Source organism: Streptomyces sp. NBC_01465, assembly GCF_036227325.1.
Lineage (GTDB): Bacteria > Actinomycetota > Actinomycetes > Streptomycetales > Streptomycetaceae > Streptomyces.
Map to the genome: position 1 here is coordinate 1,294,272 of NZ_CP109467.1, position 19,126 is coordinate 1,313,397.

Annotated in this window: 18 protein-coding genes; 6 read left to right on the forward strand and 12 right to left on the reverse strand. The window is 70.0% G+C overall.

Going from position 1 to position 19,126, the window contains the following annotated elements; genetic code table 11:
- Positions 1 to 174 precede the first annotated feature (174 nt).
- Positions 175 to 1,119 carry an ABC transporter substrate-binding protein gene (locus OG707_RS05795; RefSeq protein WP_329115052.1) on the forward strand — a complete coding sequence of 315 codons (945 nt, stop codon included), beginning with the start codon at positions 175 to 177 and terminating at the stop codon, positions 1,117 to 1,119.
- Positions 1,120 to 1,182: 63 nt separating this feature from the next.
- Here OG707_RS05795 and OG707_RS05800 read toward each other — a convergent pair whose 3' ends face one another.
- The 5 genes from OG707_RS05800 to OG707_RS05820 all read right to left on the reverse strand — a co-directional run bounded on the left by OG707_RS05800 (position 1,183) and on the right by OG707_RS05820 (position 6,250).
- A complete protein-coding gene (locus OG707_RS05800; protein ID WP_329115054.1) occupies positions 1,183 to 1,794 on the reverse strand; it encodes a GTP-binding protein in 612 nt (203 codons plus the stop codon).
- A complete protein-coding gene (locus tag OG707_RS05805; protein ID WP_329115057.1) occupies positions 1,778 to 2,125 on the reverse strand; it encodes a DUF742 domain-containing protein in 348 nt (115 codons plus the stop codon). The genes OG707_RS05800 and OG707_RS05805 overlap by 17 nt, the downstream gene beginning before the upstream one ends.
- The gene (locus OG707_RS05810) at positions 2,122 to 2,547 is read right to left on the reverse strand and encodes a roadblock/LC7 domain-containing protein (protein ID WP_329115059.1); all 426 of its coding nucleotides are present in this window, start codon (positions 2,545 to 2,547) and stop codon (positions 2,122 to 2,124) included. The genes OG707_RS05805 and OG707_RS05810 overlap by 4 nt, the downstream gene beginning before the upstream one ends.
- The gene (locus OG707_RS05815) at positions 2,544 to 4,856 is read right to left on the reverse strand and encodes a sensor histidine kinase (protein WP_329115061.1); all 2,313 of its coding nucleotides are present in this window, start codon (positions 4,854 to 4,856) and stop codon (positions 2,544 to 2,546) included. Before OG707_RS05815 ends, OG707_RS05810 begins: the two co-directional genes overlap by 4 nt.
- Before the next feature lie 203 nt (positions 4,857 to 5,059).
- Positions 5,060 to 6,250, reverse strand: coding sequence for a DUF5685 family protein (locus tag OG707_RS05820; RefSeq protein ID WP_329115063.1), 1,191 nt, complete (start codon positions 6,248 to 6,250; stop codon positions 5,060 to 5,062).
- Positions 6,251 to 6,487: 237 nt separating this feature from the next.
- Here OG707_RS05820 and OG707_RS05825 point away from each other — a divergent pair, with 237 nt between their 5' ends.
- Positions 6,488 to 6,928 carry a cell division protein SepF gene (locus OG707_RS05825; RefSeq protein WP_329115064.1) on the forward strand — a complete coding sequence of 147 codons (441 nt, stop codon included), beginning with the start codon at positions 6,488 to 6,490 and terminating at the stop codon, positions 6,926 to 6,928.
- A 15-nt stretch (positions 6,929 to 6,943) separates the two neighbouring features.
- Here the strand turns inward: OG707_RS05825 and OG707_RS05830 are convergent, their stop codons facing one another.
- Positions 6,944 to 8,134 (reverse strand): acyl-CoA dehydrogenase family protein, encoded by a 1,191-nt coding sequence (locus tag OG707_RS05830; protein ID WP_329115066.1) that lies wholly within the window; start codon positions 8,132 to 8,134, stop codon positions 6,944 to 6,946.
- 95 nt (positions 8,135 to 8,229) lie between these two features.
- Positions 8,230 to 9,840 carry an MFS transporter gene (locus OG707_RS05835; protein WP_329115068.1) on the reverse strand — a complete coding sequence of 537 codons (1,611 nt, stop codon included), beginning with the start codon at positions 9,838 to 9,840 and terminating at the stop codon, positions 8,230 to 8,232.
- A 182-nt stretch (positions 9,841 to 10,022) separates the two neighbouring features.
- On the opposite strand from OG707_RS05835, the gene OG707_RS05840 reads away from it, so the two are divergent.
- Together OG707_RS05840 and OG707_RS05845 are read left to right on the forward strand one after the other, a co-directional pair.
- Positions 10,023 to 11,165 carry a glycosyltransferase family 39 protein gene (locus OG707_RS05840; protein WP_329115070.1) on the forward strand — a complete coding sequence of 381 codons (1,143 nt, stop codon included), beginning with the start codon at positions 10,023 to 10,025 and terminating at the stop codon, positions 11,163 to 11,165.
- A gap of 214 nt (positions 11,166 to 11,379) precedes the next feature.
- On the forward strand, positions 11,380 to 12,396 hold the full coding sequence (locus OG707_RS05845) for a phosphatase PAP2 family protein (protein WP_329115072.1): 1,017 nt from the start codon (positions 11,380 to 11,382) through the stop codon (positions 12,394 to 12,396).
- Between the two features lie 62 nt (positions 12,397 to 12,458).
- Here the strand turns inward: OG707_RS05845 and OG707_RS05850 are convergent, their stop codons facing one another.
- A complete protein-coding gene (locus tag OG707_RS05850; protein ID WP_329115075.1) occupies positions 12,459 to 12,674 on the reverse strand; it encodes an I78 family peptidase inhibitor in 216 nt (71 codons plus the stop codon).
- A gap of 424 nt (positions 12,675 to 13,098) precedes the next feature.
- On the opposite strand from OG707_RS05850, the gene ctaD reads away from it, so the two are divergent.
- Complete coding sequence (gene ctaD, locus OG707_RS05855) at positions 13,099 to 14,793, forward strand: aa3-type cytochrome oxidase subunit I (protein WP_329115077.1); 1,695 nt, start codon at positions 13,099 to 13,101, stop codon at positions 14,791 to 14,793.
- On the opposite strand, the gene OG707_RS05860 is transcribed toward ctaD, so the two are convergent.
- The 4 genes from OG707_RS05860 to OG707_RS05875 form a co-directional block, all read right to left on the reverse strand.
- A complete protein-coding gene (locus OG707_RS05860; protein WP_329115080.1) occupies positions 14,741 to 15,550 on the reverse strand; it encodes a hypothetical protein in 810 nt (269 codons plus the stop codon). The genes ctaD and OG707_RS05860 overlap by 53 nt on opposite strands.
- The gene (locus tag OG707_RS05865) at positions 15,547 to 16,830 is read right to left on the reverse strand and encodes a glycosyltransferase family 4 protein (RefSeq protein ID WP_329115081.1); all 1,284 of its coding nucleotides are present in this window, start codon (positions 16,828 to 16,830) and stop codon (positions 15,547 to 15,549) included. The genes OG707_RS05860 and OG707_RS05865 overlap by 4 nt, the downstream gene beginning before the upstream one ends.
- A gap of 69 nt (positions 16,831 to 16,899) precedes the next feature.
- Complete coding sequence (locus tag OG707_RS05870) at positions 16,900 to 18,174, reverse strand: ABC transporter substrate-binding protein (protein ID WP_329115084.1); 1,275 nt, start codon at positions 18,172 to 18,174, stop codon at positions 16,900 to 16,902.
- Positions 18,152 to 18,679 carry a hypothetical protein gene (locus tag OG707_RS05875; RefSeq protein ID WP_329115086.1) on the reverse strand — a complete coding sequence of 176 codons (528 nt, stop codon included), beginning with the start codon at positions 18,677 to 18,679 and terminating at the stop codon, positions 18,152 to 18,154. Before OG707_RS05875 ends, OG707_RS05870 begins: the two co-directional genes overlap by 23 nt.
- A gap of 62 nt (positions 18,680 to 18,741) precedes the next feature.
- Between OG707_RS05875 and OG707_RS05880 the strand changes: the two genes are divergently transcribed.
- On the forward strand, positions 18,742 to 19,122 hold the full coding sequence (locus tag OG707_RS05880) for a hypothetical protein (RefSeq protein ID WP_329115088.1): 381 nt from the start codon (positions 18,742 to 18,744) through the stop codon (positions 19,120 to 19,122).
- The last annotated feature ends 4 nt before the right edge of the window (positions 19,123 to 19,126 follow it).

The following is a 19,126-nucleotide window of genomic DNA, read 5'->3' on the forward strand; positions in this document are numbered from 1 at the left end:
TTCGCGCCTTCGCGCCGGTTACCCGTGCCTTCACACGCCTGAGCTCAGCCTCCCCTCGCTCTGCCCTTTCCTGCCTTCACGCCCCGCGCCCCCGCGCCGTGGTTCCGCGCTGTCCGCGCAACCGACCCCGGTCCAGGGCCCTTTGGCGCACCCACTCCTGGAGACCCCGCAGCCATGAGCACCATTCGTATCGGCGCAGCCTTCGCCCTGATCACTGCGGCCGCCCTCACCCTCACGGCCTGCGGTTCGGGCGATCCCGCGACCACGGGAACCGACGCCAAGCCGGCGGCGAACGCCGCGAAGATCCCCACCACCGACGTGGTCTCGTCCGTAGCGAAGAACGAAGCCGCGGCCGCCCTGCTCCCCGCCGACGTGACCAAGCAGGGGACGCTCCGGATCGCCACATCCGTCGGCGGCACCCCGCCCGGCGCCCTCTATCTCCCCGACGGAAAGACGATCGTCGGCCAGGACATCGACTTCGCGGACGCGGCCGCCAAGGTCCTCGGGCTGAAGCTCCACCGCGAGGCGGCGGCCTTCGAGGTGATCCTCCCCGCACTCGGCAGCGGCAAGTACGACCTGGGTACGGGCAACTTCGGGGTCACCGACGAGCGCCGCAAGGTCATCGACTTCGTGACGTACATCAATGACGGCCAGGGCTTCGCCACCCGCAAGGACAGCAAGCTCGCCAAGATCACCGACCTGGTCCAGCTGTGCGGTCTCAATGTGGCGACCGGAGCGGGAACGACCTTCGAGGCGACGCTGGAGAAGAACAAGAAGGTGTGCGCGGCCGCCGGCAAGAAGGAGTACAAGGTCCAGACGTACTCCGACTCGGGCGCCCTGTGGATCTCGCTCCAGCAGGGCCGCAGCGATGTCGTCATGTCGACCATCAACGGGCTGCGGTTCGCGGTGGAGCAGCAGCAGGGGCTGAAGTTCCTCAATGAGTTCCACCGGCTGGACGTGGGCTTCGCCTTCAAGAAGGGCAGCAAGCTGGCCCCGGCCTTCCAGGCCGCGGTCAACCAGCTCATCAAGGACGGCACGTACGACCGCATCCTGAAGAAGTGGCGGACCAGCGAGTCCGCGATCAAGACGTCGGAGATCTCGCCGCCCGAGGTCAAGTGACGGACGTACGAGGGGGCCGGTCTGCACCCACGGACGGACCGGCCCCCTCCCCCCGGGGCGGGGTCAACGGGCCAGCGCCCTGGCCCGTCCTCCCCCGCCTGACCGTGCCGCGAGGTGCTTGCCGATGACCTGGTCCATCAGCGCGGCGAGCACATCGCGTACGGAGTTGCGGTCGCGGGCGTCGCAGGCGACGACCGGCACCCGGTCTCCGAGACCGAGCGCCTCCCGCACCTCTTCGAGGTCGAAGTGCTGGGCCCCGTCGAAGCGGTTGATGGCCAGCACGAACGGCTCGTCGCGCTCCTCGAAGAAGTCCAGCGCGGGGAACGAGTCCTCGATGCGCCGGGTGTCCGCGAGGATCACCGTGCCGAGCGCGCCCTCCACCAGGTCGTCCCAGAGGAAGGAGAACCGGTCCTGCCCCGGGGTTCCGAAGAGGTAGAGCACGATCGACGAGTCGAGCGAGATCCGCCCGAAGTCGAGGGCGACGGTGGTCGTCGTCTTGCCCTCCACCCCCGCGAGGGAGTCGACCCCCACCGAGACCTGGGTGATCGCCGCCTCGGTGTCCAGCGGCTCGATCTCCGAGACCGCTCCGATGAATGTCGTCTTGCCGACTCCCAGACCGCCGCTGACCACGATTTTGACGGCGAAGGGCACGGACTTGTCAGAGCGCCCGGACATGGTCCCTGATCCTCTCGAGCACATGGAGCGGAAGCTCCGTCGGCTGCCGGCTGTCCAGCAGTCCGCCGACCATCAGGTCGGCGATGAGTACCTTGGCGACACCGAGCGGCACTCCGATGCCGTCGGCGACCTCGGCGACCGTCTTCGGTTCTGCGCACAGCGCGACGATCCGCTGTCGTTCGAACTCCAGCCCATGGCCCCGCACTTGGGCATCGTCGGCCGCCACCACGAGCGTCTCGAGCCGGAGCCCCGCCTGCACGGGCTCCGACCGTCCGCCGGTCATGATGAACGGCCGTACGAACAGCGCATCCTCGGCGGAACCCTCGCTCATCGTGGCAGCGCCGTCCGCAGATCGGCGATGAGCGTCGGGTTGAGCAGGTCTCCGGCGCGCTCGGAGAGGACGGCCATCTCATAGCCGACCAGGCCGAGTTCGCCGCTGCTGTCGGCCAGTACGCCCAGACAGCTGCCGTCCCGGATCGCCGAGACGAGCAGGAAGCCCCGCCCCATCTCGATCATGATGAGCTTCACGCCGTCGAACTCGTAGCGCCGCGACGCACTGCGCGCCAGGCTGGAGAGTCCGGAGACGATGGCCGAGAGATGGTCGGCGTCGGTGCGGCCGAGACCTTCGGAGACCGCGATCAGCAGCCCGTCGGAGGAGACGGCGACCGCGTCGCGCACCCCGTCGGTGTTCCGTACGAAGTTGGCGAGGAGCCAGTTGAAGGTCTGCGAGTCGTTGTGCAGGTCGACGGTCACTTGGCACTGTCCTTCTCGGCCCGGTCGGCCTTCTCGGCCTTCTCTTTCTCCTTCTCGACGCTGATGCCGCCGCGCATGTGCGAGCTGCGGAGCGTCGAGAGCATCCCGGAGATCTCCTCCGGGCTGCGGTCGGGCGTCGGCTCGGCCGCCTGCTGCCAGCGCGGCTCGTCGCTCTCGCTGACGGCCGACGGAATGCCGCTGCGCTTGGGCCGCTTGACGAGTCCGTTACGGGTGCGGGCCGCGCCGTTGGAGGCCGCGGGCCGATCCTCCTTGGCCGGCTTCACCTGCTTCACCGCCTTCTCGGATACGACGGGCCGCGCTACGGCAGCCGCCGGGGCGACGGAGTCCTCGGTACGCGGGCCGGGCACCGCCGCCACGGCTTCCTCCGTCAGGAGAGTGGCCGGGATCAGTACGCGGGCGACGACTCCGGCCGCGGGCGCTTCCCCGAGCCGCACCTCGATGCCGCACTTCCTGGCGAGCGCGCCGACCACGAAGTGGCCCAGGAACCGGGTGGGTTCGGCCATGAAGCTGGCCGTGCCCGAGAGCCGTACGTTCGCCTCGGCGAGCTGCTGTGCGTCCATCCCGAAGCCGTGGTCGACGATCGCGATGAGGTATCCGGCGCTGGTACGGCGCCCCTCGACCTCGACGTCCGAGTCGGGCGGCGAGAAGCTCAGCGCGTTCTCGACCAGCTCGGCGAGGAGGTGCGCGATCTCGGAGACGACGGAGCCGCTGATGTGCGCGGGCTCGACCCGGCGCAGCGTCACGCGCCGGTACTCCTCGACCTCGGAGAGCGCGGCCCGCAGGACGTCGGTGACGGTGAGCGGGGTGGCCCAGGTGCGCGGCGACGACTCTCCGGCGAGGACCAGGAGGCTCTCGGCGTTGCGTCGCATACGGGTCGCGAGGTGGTCCAGCTCGAAGAGGTTGGCCAGGGTCGCCGGGTCGGCGTCCTCGTGCTCCAGCTTGTTGATGAAGCTGATCTGACGGCGCACCAGGTTCTGGTTGCGCCGGCCCAGGCTGACGAGCGAGTCGGTGGCGTTGCGGCGGAGTACGGCCTGCTCGGTGGCGAGGTCGAAGGCGGCGCGCTGCACCTGGTCGAAGGCGTCGGCGACGAGCTTGACCTCTTCTCCCGTCTGTACGGGAAGGGCGAGCGGCGCGGGCGGCTTCGGCTGTTCGCCGCCCGCCGACTGCACCTGCGCGACGGCCTGCGGCAGCCGGCTGCCCGCCACCTCGCGCGCCTGGCGGGCCAGGCTGTCGAGGGGCCCGGAGACGGACCGTACGGTGCCGAGCGCGAGCCCGCCGAGTGCGGCGACGGCGCCGAGCGCGACCAGGGCGAAGATCAGCAGCTGCTGGAGGGAGTCGCTCTCCAGGGTGTCGGCGCGGTCCTTGATGTCGGCGCCGATCGAGATCTGCACCGTACGCAGCCCGTTGATGGTGGACGTCATCGCGTCCCACCACTCCATGGCGCCGATGTTGCGCGCCGACAGTTTGCCGGTGCCGCGCACGGCTGCGGCCTCGAAGCCCAGCGCCCGTACGGCGTCGGGTGTCGAGAGCGCCCCGGCGAGCCGGTGCTGCTGGGCGGCGGTGGCCGACTGAGGGAAGGACTCCAGGGCGGCGAGGCGCCCGGAGCGGATCTCCATGAAGCGGCTGTAGTCGTCGCCGCGGAACTTCCCGGCCCGCACGGAGCCGAGGACGATCGCGCGCTCCTCCCCCATGAACTCCTTTGAGTTACCGAGCACTTGGAGCGCCTGGTAGTCCTTGCGGAGCCGTCCGTCGCGTACGTCGTCGAGGCCGAGGCCGAGACGGTTGAGGACGGTGATGGTGGTGGTGAAGTAGTCGAAGGTCTCGGTGACCTTCCCGGTGCCGTTGTCGGCGGACCTGCGGATCCCGGCGAGCCCGTCGAGGCGGCTCATCTCGTCGCGTACGGAACGAGCGGCTGGATCGTCCCGTCCGGTGAGAGCCTGCTCGAGGACGGTCCGCGCGGAGTCGGTGGCCTTGCGCTGGGCGGGGAACTTCGCCCGGAACTGGTCGACACCGCCGACGTAACCGGTGGTGAGTCCGCGCTCCTTCTGCAGCTCATGGATGAGTCCCTGCAGGGTCACTTCGAGCCGTGCGTTCTGCACGGTGGCGGCCGCGTTCCGGTATCCGCCGATCTGCTGCCCCGCCGAGATGCCGAGCAGCGTCAGCAGCAGGACGAGGGAGAGAACGAGGATCCGGACGAGCCGGGCGCGAATGGTCCGGGGACCGGAGAGCGTCGCGCGGCGCATGCCTGGTAGACGGCGGAGGACCGCCGCCGATGTGTCTGCTTCCACTGATAACCCTTAGGAGGGAGCCAAGTGCCGGATGGGCAGAAATGGTTCTGCGTCCAGGCCAACGAGGCTCACGATCCAGGGGTCACCCGATCATCGGCTTGTTTTACGGCACCGAAACATGATGTCCGGGTCGCCCCAGGTCCGCGCGGTAAGGACCGGACCCTTGCTCCGGATTGCATACGACCGATGACCGAGGCCTCCAGTCAGCAACCGTCGCAGGGGCAGCAGCAGTCGCACCCGTCGCAACCGCAGCCGTCACACCCGCCGCAGTCACAGGCGTCGCAGCCGTCGCAGCACCCCTCGCGCTTCTTGCGCGACCAGGGCCCTTCGTACTCGTTCGCACAGCACACCTGGCAGGTGCAGAACAGCCCGACGGCGACCGCGCACCCGGCGAGGAACCCACGGGGCTTCTTCGGGGGCTTCTCCGGCTCCCCCGTATGCGGGTCGAACCCGGGCGGCGGCGGCCCGAAAGGGCTCGGCGTCGGGGACTGGTGCGAGCAGCTCGCACCGAACGCCCGGTCCACGGAGCGCTGCAGCTCGTGCGCGAGCAGGACGTGCGCCAGCTTGTCGTCGGTGAACTCCGCGTCGCGCAGGGCCAGACGGATCCCGTGCAGCGCGTCGTCGCAGAGCCGCCGCGCCTCCACCAGATCGGTGCCGGTGGCGGAGAGGGGGTTCCAGGCACCCGACGCCGCGTCAGTTTCCCGGTCCTCCACGGCATCCAGCAGATGCGCGAGCCGCCCGAAGAGCCGCCCGGCCTCGGCGAGGGGCGCCGCGTTGCCGGGTCGGCCGGCGAGGACGGCGGTGTGCGCGAAGGCGGCCGCAGTGGCCGTCTCGGTCGGCTCGGTGACGACGAGCAGCGAGGTGCCGGGGCCCGCGAGGGCCTCGATCCCGGTCTGCCGGTCGACGGCGTCGACGAGGACCGCGGTGTCGAATCCGAGCGCCGCGCCGGTACGGGCGCCCGCGCGGTCCCAGCCCGCGGCGACGCGACGGGCCGCGGCGGCCACGGGCCGGCGGGCCAACAGACCGTCCCGGTCGGCGACGTGGTCGCGTACCTTCGCCGAGGCCAGCACCAGCGAGACGGCCGCAGCGAGCCGCGCACCCTCGCCCTGGGCGACGGGAGCGGTACGCATACCACGCAGCGGACAGGGCCCGGCGGTCCTGCGCCATCCCGTCGACCGCTCGGCCTGAGCCTCCGTCAGAACCGAGACGATCAGGCCGTCATAGTTGGTGACGATGCGGGCGAATTGCCCGTGGTCGCCCCGAAGTGCCAGACAGAGTCCGCAGAGATGGGCCATCCACTCGGTCTTCAGCCCTTCGCCGAGGCGGTGCGCGCAGGGCCTGACGATTCCGAACACAGCGCTCCCCCGAGCCTCGTTCAACAGTGCGGCACGCATCGTATCGAGCGAACCGTTCACCCGTACGTCCCCCCTGTCACCCGCATGGCCGGAGACGTCTTATTTTCATCCTGTCAGCAGCCGTACTCAGGAAGATCCCTGACGAACCACCACAAGTTCTGCACCAGTACCGTCACGAATCACCTGCGCGGCGACTATCCACTTGGCGCAGTATCCGCATCATGGACGACCATAGGGATGCGGAACGCAGACAGACCGCGGTGAAAGGAGGCGTCCATGGGTTCGGTGCGCAAGGCGAGTGCCTGGCTGGGGCTTGTCGAGGACAGTGACGACCGCTACTACGACGACGAGTACCCGGAGGGGACCGAGACCTCCGGTGGCGAGGCGTGGGTGACCGACCCTCGCGTACGGGTCGTCGCCGAGGCGGCCGAGGAGAAGGGCCGCAGGATCGCCACGATCACCCCGGACGGTTTCCGGGATGCGCGCGGCATCGGCGAGATGTTCCGGGACGGCGTCCCGGTGATCATGAACCTCACGTCCATGGAGCCCGCCGACGCCAAGCGCGTGGTGGACTTCGCCGCGGGTCTGACCTTCGGTCTCCGCGGTTCCATCGAGCGCGTGGCGACCCGGGTCTTCCTGCTGACCCCCGCCAACACGCAGATCGTCAGCGGGGAGCCCGCGGGCCGCGCCAACAGCGGCTTCTTCAACCAGAGCTGAGCCGGGCAGGGTCGCTTACCGGAAGGCATCCAGACCGGTGAGCGCCTTGCCCAGCACCAGCTGGTGCATCTCGACGGTGCCCTCGTAGGTGAGCACCGACTCGAGGTTGGTGGCGTGGCGCATGATCGGGTACTCGAGCGAGATCCCGTTGGCGCCCAGGATCGTCCGCGAGGTGCGGCAGATCTCGATGGCCTCGCGCACATTGTTGAGCTTGCCGAAGCTGACCTGCTCGGGGCGGAGCTTCCCCGCGTCGAGGCGCATGCCCAGGTGATGGGCGAGCAGGATCCCCTTGTGCAGCTCGACGGCCATGTCGGCGAGCTTGGCCTGGGTCAGCTGGAACCCGCCGATCGGCTTCCCGAACTGCTCGCGCGTCTTGGAGTACTCCACCGCCGTCTCGAAGCTGGAGCGGGCGGCACCCATCGCGCCCCACACGATCCCGTAGCGGGCATGACTGAGGCAGCTGAGCGGACCCTTCAGTCCGACAACCTCCGGCAGTACGGCATCGGCGGGCAGCCGCACCTCGTCGAGCACGAGCTCGCTGGTGACGGAGGCGCGCAGCGACCACTTGTGCTTGATCTCGGGGGCGGAGAAGCCGGGCACGTCGGTCGGTACGACGAAGCCCCGGATCCCGTCGTCGGTCTGGGCCCACACCACGGCCACACCCGCGACCGACCCGTTGGTGATCCACATCTTGCGCCCGTTGAGCACCCAGTCGGTGCCGTCGCGCTTGGCGCGCGTCCGCATGTCGCCCGGGTCGGAGCCGCGGTCGGGCTCGGTCAGCCCGAAGCAGCCGATGATCTCGCCGGCCGCCATACCGGGCAGCCACTGCTGCTTCTGCTCCTCGGAGCCGAAGCGGTGGATCGCGTACATGGCGAGGGAGCCCTGTACGGAGACGAGCGACCGGATCCCCGAGTCGGCGGCCTCCAGCTCCAGGCAGGCGAGCCCGTACTGGACGGCGCTGGCCCCGGCGCACCCGTATCCCTGGAGCGACATCCCGAGCGCCCCGATGGAGCCGAGCTCGCGGGCCAGCTCACGGATGCCGGGGAGCTCACCCTTCTCGTACCAGTCGGCGACGTACGGAATGACGCGGTCCGCGGCCCAGGAGCGCACGGTGGAACGGATCGCGAGGTCCTCGGCGCTGAGCAGGTCGTCGATGCCGATGGGGTCGGCGGGGTCGAAGGGCGGCAGCTTCGAGGATGCGGACATGGCAGGACCTCCGACGGTTCACGTAAAACTAGCGCTGCTAATTAACGGCTCGCGCAGACACTACGACCCAGCCTCCCGCACGTCCAGACACCGGGTCAGGCCGTCGACTCCGCATCGACCCGGGCGCCCCGCTCCCGCTCACGCGGAGCGGGAACGCACGCCGCAGGCGACCCGCAGTCCATGACCCGAGGCAACCGCAGCGCAGCCAAAGCCCCCAGCAGCAACAGCCCCGCACTGACGACCAGCGTCACATGCAGCCCGTGCACAAACGCATGCCGCGCCGCACTCCGCAGCGCCTCGCCCGCGGGCCCGCCCAGCCGGGCAGCCACCTCGTACGCCTCGCCCAGCGAGTTCTCCGCATGCGCACTGGCCCCCGAGGGAACCCCCTGCACCGAGGCGAGCGCCGGCGCGTACGCCGCGTTCATGACGCTGCCGAGCAGCGCGATCCCCATCCCCGCACCCAGCTGGTACGAGGTCTCGCCAATGGCGGCCGCCCCGCCGGCGCTGTCGGCCGGGGCCTCGCTCAGCATCGATTCGTACGCACCGAAGAGCGTGGTCTGCAGCCCGGCGCCCAGCAGCACGAAGGCGGACGTCAGCAGCCACGGCCGGTCGTGCTGGCCCATCGCGACCAGGCACAGCACGGCGGCGGCGGTCAGCACGAAGCCGTAACTGACCATCCGGCGCGGCCCGATCCGGCGCAGGGTGTACGAACCGGTGGCGCCCGCCGCCATGGCGGCGAAGGTCAGCGGCAGCAGCCGCAGGCCGGTGGCGAGCGGACTCAGTCCCAGCACGAGCTGCAGGTACTGGACCGCGATCAGCTCCAGACCGACCAGCGCCAGCATGGCGAGGACGATGCAGCCGACAGCGGTGGTGAAGGTGGGCCGGGCGAAGAGCCGCATGTCGACGAGGGGGTGTTCGCGCCGCTTCTGCCGCCGTACGAAAAGAACCAGCAGCGCGGACCCGATGCACAGCGGCCCCAGCGTCCCGGCCCCGAACACCGCCTCACCCGCGCCCAGCCGTTTCACGCCGAGCACGACACCGAGCACACCGGCCGCGGCCATCAGCGCGCCGAGCACGTCCCACGGTCCCTCGGCGCTGCCCTTGGACTCGGGCAGCAGCCAGCGGCCGAGCGGCAGTATCACCGCCATCAGCGGGATGTTGATCAGGAAGACCGAGCCCCACCAGAAGTGCTCGACGAGGAAGCCGCCGAGCACGGGCCCGGTGGCCGCGCCGACCGCGGCGACCGCCGTCCAGATGCCTATGGCGACGGCCCGCTCGCGCCGGTCGGGGAAGACCGCCCGCAGCAGCGAGAGCGTCGCGGGCATGATCATCGCGCCGCCGACACCGAGCAGCGCACGGGCGCCGATCAGTATCTGCGGGGTGGTCGCGAGGGCCGCGACGGCGGAGGCCACGCCGAAGAGCGCGTAACCGAGCAGCAGGATCCGGCGGCGGCCGACGCGGTCCCCGAGCGTGCCGAAGAGGATCAGCAGGGACGCGCAGACCAGCGGGTAGGCGTCGACGATCCAGAGCAGCTGCATCGCGCCGGGGTGCAGGTCCTGTGTGACGGACGGCACGGCGACGTGCAGCACGGTGGCGTCCAGCGCGACGAGCAGAAGGCTGATGCAGAGGACGATCAGGACGACCCAGCGGTTCGCACCGCTCGAGGCGGCGCGCAGTCGCGCACCGGCCGTGGACGTCCTGGACATGCAACTACCTCCCGGTGGAAATCCCTCGCGTTCGGCAGGTCTGTGGGGCATTGCCCCAGGCCCGGCGTCGATGGGCGAGTGAGCCGCCAGCGTACGCGAGTTCATGTAAGCGTCAGGTGGTGTCGTGTCGTACGCCACACCCTGTCCGCTCTCCTGCGCCGCGCACCCCGATAATCGTGGCCGTGACTGATCTTGTACAACCCCTCGCCCCACCCCGGTCCGCGCTGCACCGCGCCGGTCCCGCGCTGCTCGCGTTCGTGGCGGTGCGGCTGACCGGGATCGCCGTGCTGGCGATCTGGTCGGCGGCGAACGGCAAGAGCTGGCACACACTGCTCTCGGCCCGCTGGGACTCGCTCTGGTACACCCGCGTCGCCGACCTCGGCTACGGCTTCGAGGTCCGTCTGCCCAATGGAGACGTCCACTCGAACCTGGCGTTCTTCCCGCTGCTGCCCTGGCTGGAGCGGCTGGTCTCGGCCGTCACCCCGCTCGGTTACGCGGACGCCGGGCTCGCGGTGAGCTGGATCGCCTCGCTCTTCGCGGCCTGGGGGATCTTCGCCGTCGCCGACCGGCTCTACGGACGCACGGCGGGCACCGCGGCGGCCGTGCTCTGGTCTGTGCTGCCGGTGGGCATCGTCACATCGATGGCGTACAGCGAATCGCTGTTCACGGCGCTCGCCGCCTGGGCGCTGTACGCGGTCCTCCGCGACCGCTGGATCATGGCCGGCCTCCTGGCGTCGCTGGCGGGGCTGACCCGCCCGGTGGGTGCGGCTGTCGTCGCGGCGGTCTGGGTCGCCGTGGTGGTGGCGCTGCGGAAGGACGAGGGCCCGCGCGCCCGGATGCTGGCGGGCGCGGTGCTGGCACCGCTGGGCGCGGCGGCGTACGTGCTGTGGGTGGGGCACAGGACCGGGGGCGGCATCGTCGGCTACCTCGACGTCCAGGCCGGCTGGGGCAACGGTTTCGACGGCGGTCTGGCCTTCGCCCGGTTCATCGGGGACAAACTGGGCGGCAGTCCGGCCTTCCTGGCCGGGATCGGTCTGATCGTCGGGGTCGCTCTGGTGATCTGGCTGTACGTGAAGGGCGTACGGCAGCGCCAGCCGCTGCCGCTTCTCGTCTACTGCGGCATCGTCGTCGCGCTGGCCCTCTGCGCCTCCGGCTACTTCGGCTCCAAGCCGCGCCTGCTGCTGCCGGCCTTCCCGCTGCTCTTCCCGGTCGCCCTGGCGGTGGCCCGTCTGCGCAGGTCGCGGGCGGTTCTGGTGCTCGGCTCCGTGGCCCTGGCGTCCGCCGTGTACGGGGCGTTCTGGCTGAACGGATCGGGCCCACCGTGACCCGTACAAGAATTCAGCACCGCATTTCGGTGAATGAATTCGGTCGCCGTAAGGCCCCGATAAAAACGATCAACACCACCAGTGCCGAAAGTCCTACATGACGTCCGAATAAGCGGGAACAAACTCTCGTGTGAGACCAACTCCACATCACATCGTCATCACAAAGACACCGGATCGGCCTAGTCCGCATCTCACCCGCTGTAACGTCGATTGGGTGCGTACCGACCGATCCATCACCCGACTGGAGCGGCTCTTCGCCCGTCTGGACCGGGAACCGGAGCCGCCGAAGATAGAGACCCCGCGGATGACGCGTACCCGCGTGGTCCTCTTCGGCGCGACTCTGGCGTTCTACACGGCCATCATCGTCGCCGTACTGACGACGTCCTGGCTGGTGGATCTGGACTGGAAGGTCTTCATGTTCCGGCCGTTCCAGCAGTGGCCGGAACTGCACGCCTTCCTGGACTACTTCGTCGTACTCGGCCAGCGCGGCCCGACCGCCGTGATGGTCGCCGCCTGGCTCGGCTGGCGCTCCTGGCGCCAGCACACCCTCCGCCCGCTGATCACGCTCGGCGCCGCACTGCTGCTGCTGAACGTCACGGTCGGCGCGGTCAAGATCGGCCTCGGCCGCCTCGGCCCGCACTACGCCACCACCATCGGCTCCGCCGAGCTCTACCAGGGCGGGGACATATTTCCCTCCGGGCACACCGCGAATGCGGTCGTGACCTGGGGAATCCTGGCCTACCTCGCCTCCACACCCCTGACCAGGCGCTATCTGTCGGTGGTGTCGTCGGTCATCGCGCTCGGCGTGGGCGCGACCACGGTCTATCTCGGGACGCACTGGCTGAGCGACGTCCTGCTCGGCTGGGCCGCGGGCCTGCTGATCCTGCTGGCCCTGCCCTGGTTCGAGCCGCTGATCGGCCGGGCCGAGGCGCTGATCTTCGCCGTACGGGAACGCTGGCGCACCCGGCGCAGGCTCGCTCCCGTATTGCCCTCCCCCGTTCCCACCAGCCCCGCGCTGTACCCGACGCACCGTCCGGCACACGACGCGGACCAGCTGCGCGAGCCCGTGGGGGCTGTCGCGGGACGGTCGGCGGCGGCGCTCAGGACCACGGTGCAGCGGCCGCACGGGGCCCGCTCCGAACGTACGCCGGTCGCTCCGGCGGGCGGCAGCCGGCGACCGCCGCACGCGGACCGCACGCCGCGCAATCCGCAGGCGCGTCCGGTCAACTAGAGCGCTTCACGAACGGTACGGCGAAGGCCCCGGCCCCTGCGGCCGGGGCCTTCGTCATGCCGTCAGCCGTGCCAGCAGCGGGTGACCCGGCCGTCCTTGACCTCGAAGTTGAGGCGCCCCTGCCGGTACTCCATGGTGATGATCGCGCCCGGCGGCAGCGACCTCACGGAGGACCAGCCGCGCTCGCGGGCCTGCTGCTCGGCGCGTGCGGCGTCGAGGCCCACATAGGCGTCGGGGGTGTCGTCGGGGTGTGCGGGAGGGGTCGGTACGGGTGCCATGACAGCCACCGTAGGCGGCGGGCCGGCCAGAAGGAAGGCCGCGTTCCGTGCCCCGTCGGTCACACTTGTGTCACAAGATCACGACCGATGTTTGTATCGAACTCCGTCACCCGTTCGGGCACTTACCGCGTCACTGGTGAAGGAATTCCAGCACCCCCGAGGACTTCATCCATATCCACGGTGAATTCCCGGCCAACGCCCTCCGAGCTGCGTTTGAATTCACACGTCCCGGCGGCCGCACAGGAGTTGGCGGAGCATAGGGGATTCACCGATTCCTTACATCATTCGCACCCCTGACCGAACCGGGGCCGAAGGCTCCGCGGCCCCTGTACACCGATCTCGTTGTGTACGCCCCCTGTTGGAGCGGGCACCGGTGCGCGCATCATGTCTCCTGCCCGACACCCGGCCATCGAGGGGGCACGTGATGGGTGCGACGACCACGGAGGCGACGCCCGACGACCCCGCGCGCGTGCGCCGGCCGGGCCGGATCCTGGTGGACTGGCTGACGACCACGGACCACAAGAAGATCGGGCACCTCTACCTGATCACTTCTTTCGTCTTCTTTCTGATCGCCGGGCTGATGGCGATGCTGATGCGGGCCGAACTGGCCCGTCCCGGTCTGCAGATCATGTCGAACACCGAGTACAACCAGATGTTCACGATGCACGGCACGATCATGCTGCTGCTCTTCGCGACCCCGACCTTCGCGGGATTCGCCAACGCGATCATGCCGCTGCAGATCGGCTCGCCCGACGTCGCCTTCCCGCGGCTCAACATGTTCTCGTACTGGCTGTTCCTCTTCGGCGGGCTGATCGTGCTCGGCTCGGAGCTCACCCCGGAGGGCCCGGCCGACTTCGGCTGGTTCGCCTACGCGCCCCTCAACTCGCTCAACCACTCCCCCGGCATCGGCGCGGACCTGTGGATCATGGGCCTGGCGCTGGCCGGTTTCGGCACGATCCTGGGTGCGGTCAACTTCCTGACCACCATCATCGGGATGCGCGCTCCCGGCATGACGATGTTCCGGATGCCGATCTTCACCTGGAACGTGCTCTTCACCTCGATCCTGGTGCTGATCGCGTTCCCCGTACTGGCCGCGGCGCTCCTGGTCCTGGAGGCGGACCGGCGGTTCGGGTCGGTGGTCTTCGAGCCGGAGTTCGGCGGTGCGCTGCTGTGGCAGCACCTCTTCTGGTTCTTCGGCCATCCCGAGGTCTACATCATCGCGCTGCCGTTCTTCGGGATCATCAGCGAGATCATCCCGGTCTTCTCGCGCAAGCCGATCTTCGGTTACACCACGCTGGTCGCCGCGACGATGTCGATCACCGGTCTCTCCCTGGTGGTGTGGGCGCACCACATGTTCGCCACCGGCGCGGTGCTGCTGCCCTTCTTCTCCTTCATGTCCTTCCTGATCGCGATCCCGACCGGGGTGAAGTTCTTCAACTGGACCGGCACGATGCTCAAGGGCTCGCTCTCCTTCGAGACGCCGATGCTCTGGTCGGTCGGCTTCCTGGTCTCCTTCCTCTTCGGCGGGCTCACCGGTGTGCTCCTGGCCTCGCCGCCGCTCGACTTCCATGTCACCGACTCGTACTTCGTGGTCGCCCACTTCCACTACGTCGTCTTCGGCACGGTCGTCTTCGCCACCTTCGGCGGCTTCTACTTCTGGTGGCCCAAGCTGACCGGCAAGATGCTCGACGAGAAGCTCGGCAAGATCCATTTCTGGACGCTCTTCGTCGGCTTCCACACCACCTTCCTGGTCCAGCACTGGCTGGGCGCGGAGGGCATGCCGCGGCGGTACGCGGACTATCTGGCGGCCGACGGCTTCACGCTGCTCAACACCATCTCGTCGATCGGCGCGTTCCTCCTCGGCCTCTCCACGCTGCCGTTCCTCTACAACATCTGGAAGACGGCGAAGTACGGGAAGAAGGTCGACGTCGACGACCCGTGGGGATACGGGCGCTCACTGGAGTGGGCGACCTCGTGCCCGCCGCCGCGCCACAACTTCCTCACCCTGCCCCGGATCCGCTCCGAGTCCCCCGCCTTCGACCTCCATCACCCGGAGTTCGCGGCGCTCAGCGCGGCCCCGGAACCCGTGGGGCCGAAACCGGGTCCAGACGCAGACTGAGATCGTTGTCGACGGTGTAGTACGGGACCGCCGTGACCCGTCCCTCCGCGTCCGCGGGGCCCGCCGGATAGACGTAGATGCCCTTGCGTTCGGCGATGTCGTCGAGGATGCGGGCGATCCGTACCGCGCCCTGCCGCTCGCCCGAGGGCAGCAGCCACAGGTCCCAGTACGTGTCCTTCGGGACGCCGACGGCGGCCAGCGGGCCGTAGGGCAGCGTGAAGGCGAAGGCCCCGGACTCCCCGGTGGCGGGCTCGTGATGCACCGTGCCCGGCGTCCCGCGCAGCCGGGCCTCGACGACCGCGCCGGGGCCGAGCGAGGTGCCGTACAGCCGTCCCTCGACCGTCATCCCGCGCTCGGCGAAGACGATCGCGCCGGCCTCCGCGTGCGGGGCGCGCAGCCAGCTGCGGACGGCGAGGGCGCCGCCCTTGGCGGGGTAGGGGATACGGACGGCGACGGGCGCGGACGCGGGCTCCGGGGTGCGGTCGACGAGGGTGCTCAGGTCCCGGATGCCGGACTCGACGCGTCGCGAGCCGTACTCGCCGCAGTCGGCGAACACGTCCCAACGGCCTGGTGCGAGAGGGGTTTTCGCGGCCAGTACGGCGTCGGGGGCGAGTTCCAGGCGGAGGCGCTCGCCGGTCTTGCGGTGCTTGAGCACGAGCGCCGTGGCGTGTGCGTCGTCCGCGAGCACGAAGGTGATCGAGCCGTCGGCGGCGGCCGTGCAGTGCGCGCGCAGGGGTGTGCTGGTGTCGGTCGTCATGAGGACTTGCCCTTCCGGAGCACGGCAGCTGCCCTGTGGCGGAGCCCGTACGCCCCGTCGAAGACCGTTGCGCGCGTGCGGTGCACGGTGTCGCGCAGTCCGCTGCGGGAGTGTCCCGAGCCTGCGGCGGTGACGAGTTCGCCGAAGAGCGTCTCGTGCCGTTCGGCGATGCGGGACGGGTCGAAGCGGGCGGCGTTCGCGACCGCCGACTGCCCCATCCTGCGCCGGAGTTCGTCGTCCGCGATGAGCGAGAGCAGTCCGCCGGCGATCGCGTCGACGTCGCCGACCGGGACGAGCCGTCCGTCGACGCCGTCGGCGATGATCTCGCCGGGGCCGTGCGGGCAGTCCGTGGAGACGACGGGGAGCCCGGAGCGCATCGCCTCGACGATGGTCATGCCGAAGGACTCCAGGCGCGAGGTGACCGCGGCGATGGAGCCCTTGGTCCACTCGGGCTCGATGGGGTGGGCCGATCCCATCAGGAACACATGGTTGTAGAGGCCGAGTTCATTGATGAGGGCGCGCAGGGCACCCCTCTCGTCGCCGCTGGCGTCCCCGCTTCCGTAGATGCGCAGCCGCCAGTCGGGGCGGGCCACGACGACCTGGGCGAAGGCCCGTACGAGGAGGTCGTAGCGCTTGACGTCGGTGAGGCGGCCCGCCGCGATCACCCACTTGCCGGTGGAGTCGGCGGGCGGTGTCCGGGGGGCGGGGACGCTGTTGGGGACGGCGTCGATCCGTACGCCGGGGAGCTTCAGCCGCGTGCGGTAGGCGTTCGCGTCGGCCTCGGTGACGGTCGTGACCGCGTCGAGGAGCGGATAGCGGTGGGCTATCTCGCGGCGCAGCCGGTAGCTGTGGCTGTCCAGGGTGAGGTGCTCCTGGCCGACGCGGACGGGTCCCTTCCGGGCCTGCCGGGTGATCTGCACATTGAGCCCGGGCCTGGTGCCGACGACGACATCGCACCGCAGCGCCTTCAGATGGGCGCCGATGCGGGCGTCGGTGAGCCGGCTGTACTGCCGGTGGCGCCCGTCGCCGCGCGGGAAGACCGTCGCGGGGCGGGCGTGCTCCGGGTCGTCCCCGTCGAACGTCGCGCCGGCCTTGCGCATGTCGACGAGGTGGCGCAGGGTCACACCGGCGGGGGCTCCCAGGACCGGCTGGTCCCGGTGGCGGAAGACGGAGACGATCTCCACGTCGTGGTGCTCGGCGAGGGTCTCGGCGAGATTGAACGTCGTACGGATCGTGCCGCCGATCCCGTACCCGTTATGGAGCAGAAATGAAATGTGCATGACTGTGCCCGATCCCCCGGTTCTCCATGCGGTCAACATGTGAGTCTTCTGTGGAGCGTACTAGGGGGATCAGGGCCGGTACGGAAGCTGGGGGACGGTGAAACAGTTCGAGGTCATGGGGGCACTCTGGGTCACCCAGCCCGCTCCGTCCTTCCACCGGGCGACCGACAGACAGGTGCGCCGGGTCGCCGGAGGCTGCGGGAGGTTCTCGTATACGACGGGGAGCAGCAGGCCCCGGGCCGTGTACGGCTGCGGACGGCCGACGTAGCCCTCGACGCAGGCGCGGGTGAGGTGCGCGGCGCAGGAGCGGGCGGCGTCCGTGAACCACATCGCGGCGGCCCAGCCCTCCAGCTGCCACTGGGAGAGCGGCTTTCCTCGCAGGGCGGCGCGGAAGGCGCGGACCTGGGGGTCGGTGGTGTCGTCGTAGTTGCGGCTGGATCCGGTCACCCAGAGGGCGTTGCGGCAGCGCGGGGATTTCTTGTAGTCCTGGGGAACGGAGTCGGTCCAGTTCTGGACGTTGGTGACCTTGGCGGTGACCGTGGCGCCGACCGCGTCCATCGCCTCGCAGAGCCGGGCGTTGCCGTGGGTGTCGAGGGCGTCGAAGACGAGGTCGGCGTGCTGGTCGCGCAGGTCGGCGGCGACGGCGCGGAAGTTGGGGAGGGCGAAGTCGACCTGCTCGGGGACGACTTCGTACCCCTCCTTGCGCAGTCCCTGGGCGATGAGGCGGGCATACGCGGCCGACGACGCCTGGTTGTAGGAGACGACGGCGGCGGTGCGGGCGCCCTGGGTCAGTCTGAAGTAGCGGTAGACCTCGGTGCCGCCGTAGAGCTCGCCGTGCCAGCCGGGGGTCCCGGTGCGGGGGGCCTGGCTGCCGTAGATGCCGTACAGGTGCGGATAGGTGTCGTACGCGGGGCCGATCGGCTGGCCGCCGATGTCGGGGACGGCGGCCCGGGAGACCAGCGGTGCCCCCGCGTAGTCGAGGGCGGTCGTGGCAACGAGCGCGAACACCTTCTTCTCGTCGAGGAGTTGGTGCACGCACTCGGTGTTGCCGAGGGGGCTTCCGCCGTCGTCGCAGGTGAGGACTGTGACGGGGCGGCCCGCGATGCCGCCCTCGGCGTCGGCCTTCCGGAAGTAGGCCTGTGCGCCGTCGCGGGTCCCGGTGAAGGCGGAGCCGCCGACGGGGCTGGTGACGCTGGTGATGATGCCGATACGTATCGGAGCAGTGGCGGCCGTCGGCGAGGGGCCCTGCTCGAAGTCGCGCTCGGGCAGCCGGCTGCCGCAGGCGGCGCTCAGCAGGAGGAGCACCGCCGCGAGAGCCCGCTCAGCAGCCCGGTGCCGCCGCATTGCCGCTCAGGGCGACCAGCGCGCAGAGGGACTTCACGGAGACCTTCCAGGTCCGGTCCTGGAGGACCGAGGTGCCCTTGCTGCCCGGCAGCGCGGTGGTGGTGCCGACCATCAGGTCGTACGTGACGGTGGCGGACGTCGCCGAGGTGAACGCCACGGCGGTGACCTTGGCCTTGGCCTGTGTGGCGTTCTTGTCGCCGCTGAAGAGGGCGAGCAGGGGGCGCAGGGTGTTGCCGTTCTCCAGGACTTTGACCTTGTCGTCGGTGGGGGTCTTGGGGTCGAAGAAGACGGCCCAGTTCTTCTCGATCTGCTGCTTGGCGGCGGCCTGGTCCGCAGGGGCGCCGGCTGCGGGTGCGGACGTGGTGGGAGCCGCGCTCGTACTCGGACTGCTCGAACTGCCCGTGCTCGGGGCGGGCTTGGACGGCGAGCTGTCCGAGCACCCGGCGAGCAGCAGCGCTGCGACGGCCACCCCCAGTGCGGCACGTGGGTACCTGAAGAGGTCCATAGGGGGCATAGTGCAAGGGATTGGCGTCCTTGCACAGACCTACGGGGACCTACGGGGGCCGGATGCGCACCTCCCGACTGCTCTGGGCGGGCCTGGCGGCCCTCTGCTGCGGCGCGCTGCTGTGCGCGGCGGGCTGGTACGGGGTCTCCGGCGAGCGCTTCACCGCACGCCAGGTCCCGTATCTCGCCTCCTGTACGGTGCCGGGCGCAGCGCTGATCGTCGCGGGGGCGGTGCTGCTGGCGCTGGCGGAGGTGTACGCACTCCTGGCGGAGGACGCCCCAACTCCGCTTGTGTTGACCCCCGTTGACGCCGAAGGCCCGCTCCTCTGCCTCCCGGACGGGACCCTCGCCCACCGCCCGGGCTGCCTGCTGGTCGCGGGCAAACCGGAGGCGGTACCGGCGGAGGGCCGGGAGCTCGCGCCGTGCCCGGTGTGCGAACCCTGACGCC

Bases quoted from the DNA above. Each gene is read 5' to 3' on its own strand.
- OG707_RS05795 (WP_329115052.1), top strand. From the start codon at position 175: ATGAGCACCATTCGTATCGGCGCAGCCTTCGCCCTGATCACTGCGGCC.
- OG707_RS05800 (WP_329115054.1), bottom strand. From the start codon at position 1,794: ATGTCCGGGCGCTCTGACAAGTCCGTGCCCTTCGCCGTCAAAATCGTG.
- OG707_RS05805 (WP_329115057.1), bottom strand. From the start codon at position 2,125: ATGAGCGAGGGTTCCGCCGAGGATGCGCTGTTCGTACGGCCGTTCATC.
- OG707_RS05820 (WP_329115063.1), bottom strand. From the start codon at position 6,250: ATGCGTGCCGCACTGTTGAACGAGGCTCGGGGGAGCGCTGTGTTCGGA.
- OG707_RS05825 (WP_329115064.1), top strand. From the start codon at position 6,488: ATGGGTTCGGTGCGCAAGGCGAGTGCCTGGCTGGGGCTTGTCGAGGAC.
- OG707_RS05830 (WP_329115066.1), bottom strand. From the start codon at position 8,134: ATGTCCGCATCCTCGAAGCTGCCGCCCTTCGACCCCGCCGACCCCATC.
- OG707_RS05835 (WP_329115068.1), bottom strand. From the start codon at position 9,840: ATGTCCAGGACGTCCACGGCCGGTGCGCGACTGCGCGCCGCCTCGAGC.
- OG707_RS05850 (WP_329115075.1), bottom strand. From the start codon at position 12,674: ATGGCACCCGTACCGACCCCTCCCGCACACCCCGACGACACCCCCGAC.
- ctaD (WP_329115077.1), top strand. From the start codon at position 13,099: ATGGGTGCGACGACCACGGAGGCGACGCCCGACGACCCCGCGCGCGTG.
- OG707_RS05860 (WP_329115080.1), bottom strand. From the start codon at position 15,550: ATGACGACCGACACCAGCACACCCCTGCGCGCGCACTGCACGGCCGCC.
- OG707_RS05865 (WP_329115081.1), bottom strand. From the start codon at position 16,830: ATGCACATTTCATTTCTGCTCCATAACGGGTACGGGATCGGCGGCACG.
- OG707_RS05870 (WP_329115084.1), bottom strand. From the start codon at position 18,174: ATGCGGCGGCACCGGGCTGCTGAGCGGGCTCTCGCGGCGGTGCTCCTC.
- OG707_RS05875 (WP_329115086.1), bottom strand. From the start codon at position 18,679: ATGGACCTCTTCAGGTACCCACGTGCCGCACTGGGGGTGGCCGTCGCA.
- OG707_RS05880 (WP_329115088.1), top strand. From the start codon at position 18,742: ATGCGCACCTCCCGACTGCTCTGGGCGGGCCTGGCGGCCCTCTGCTGC.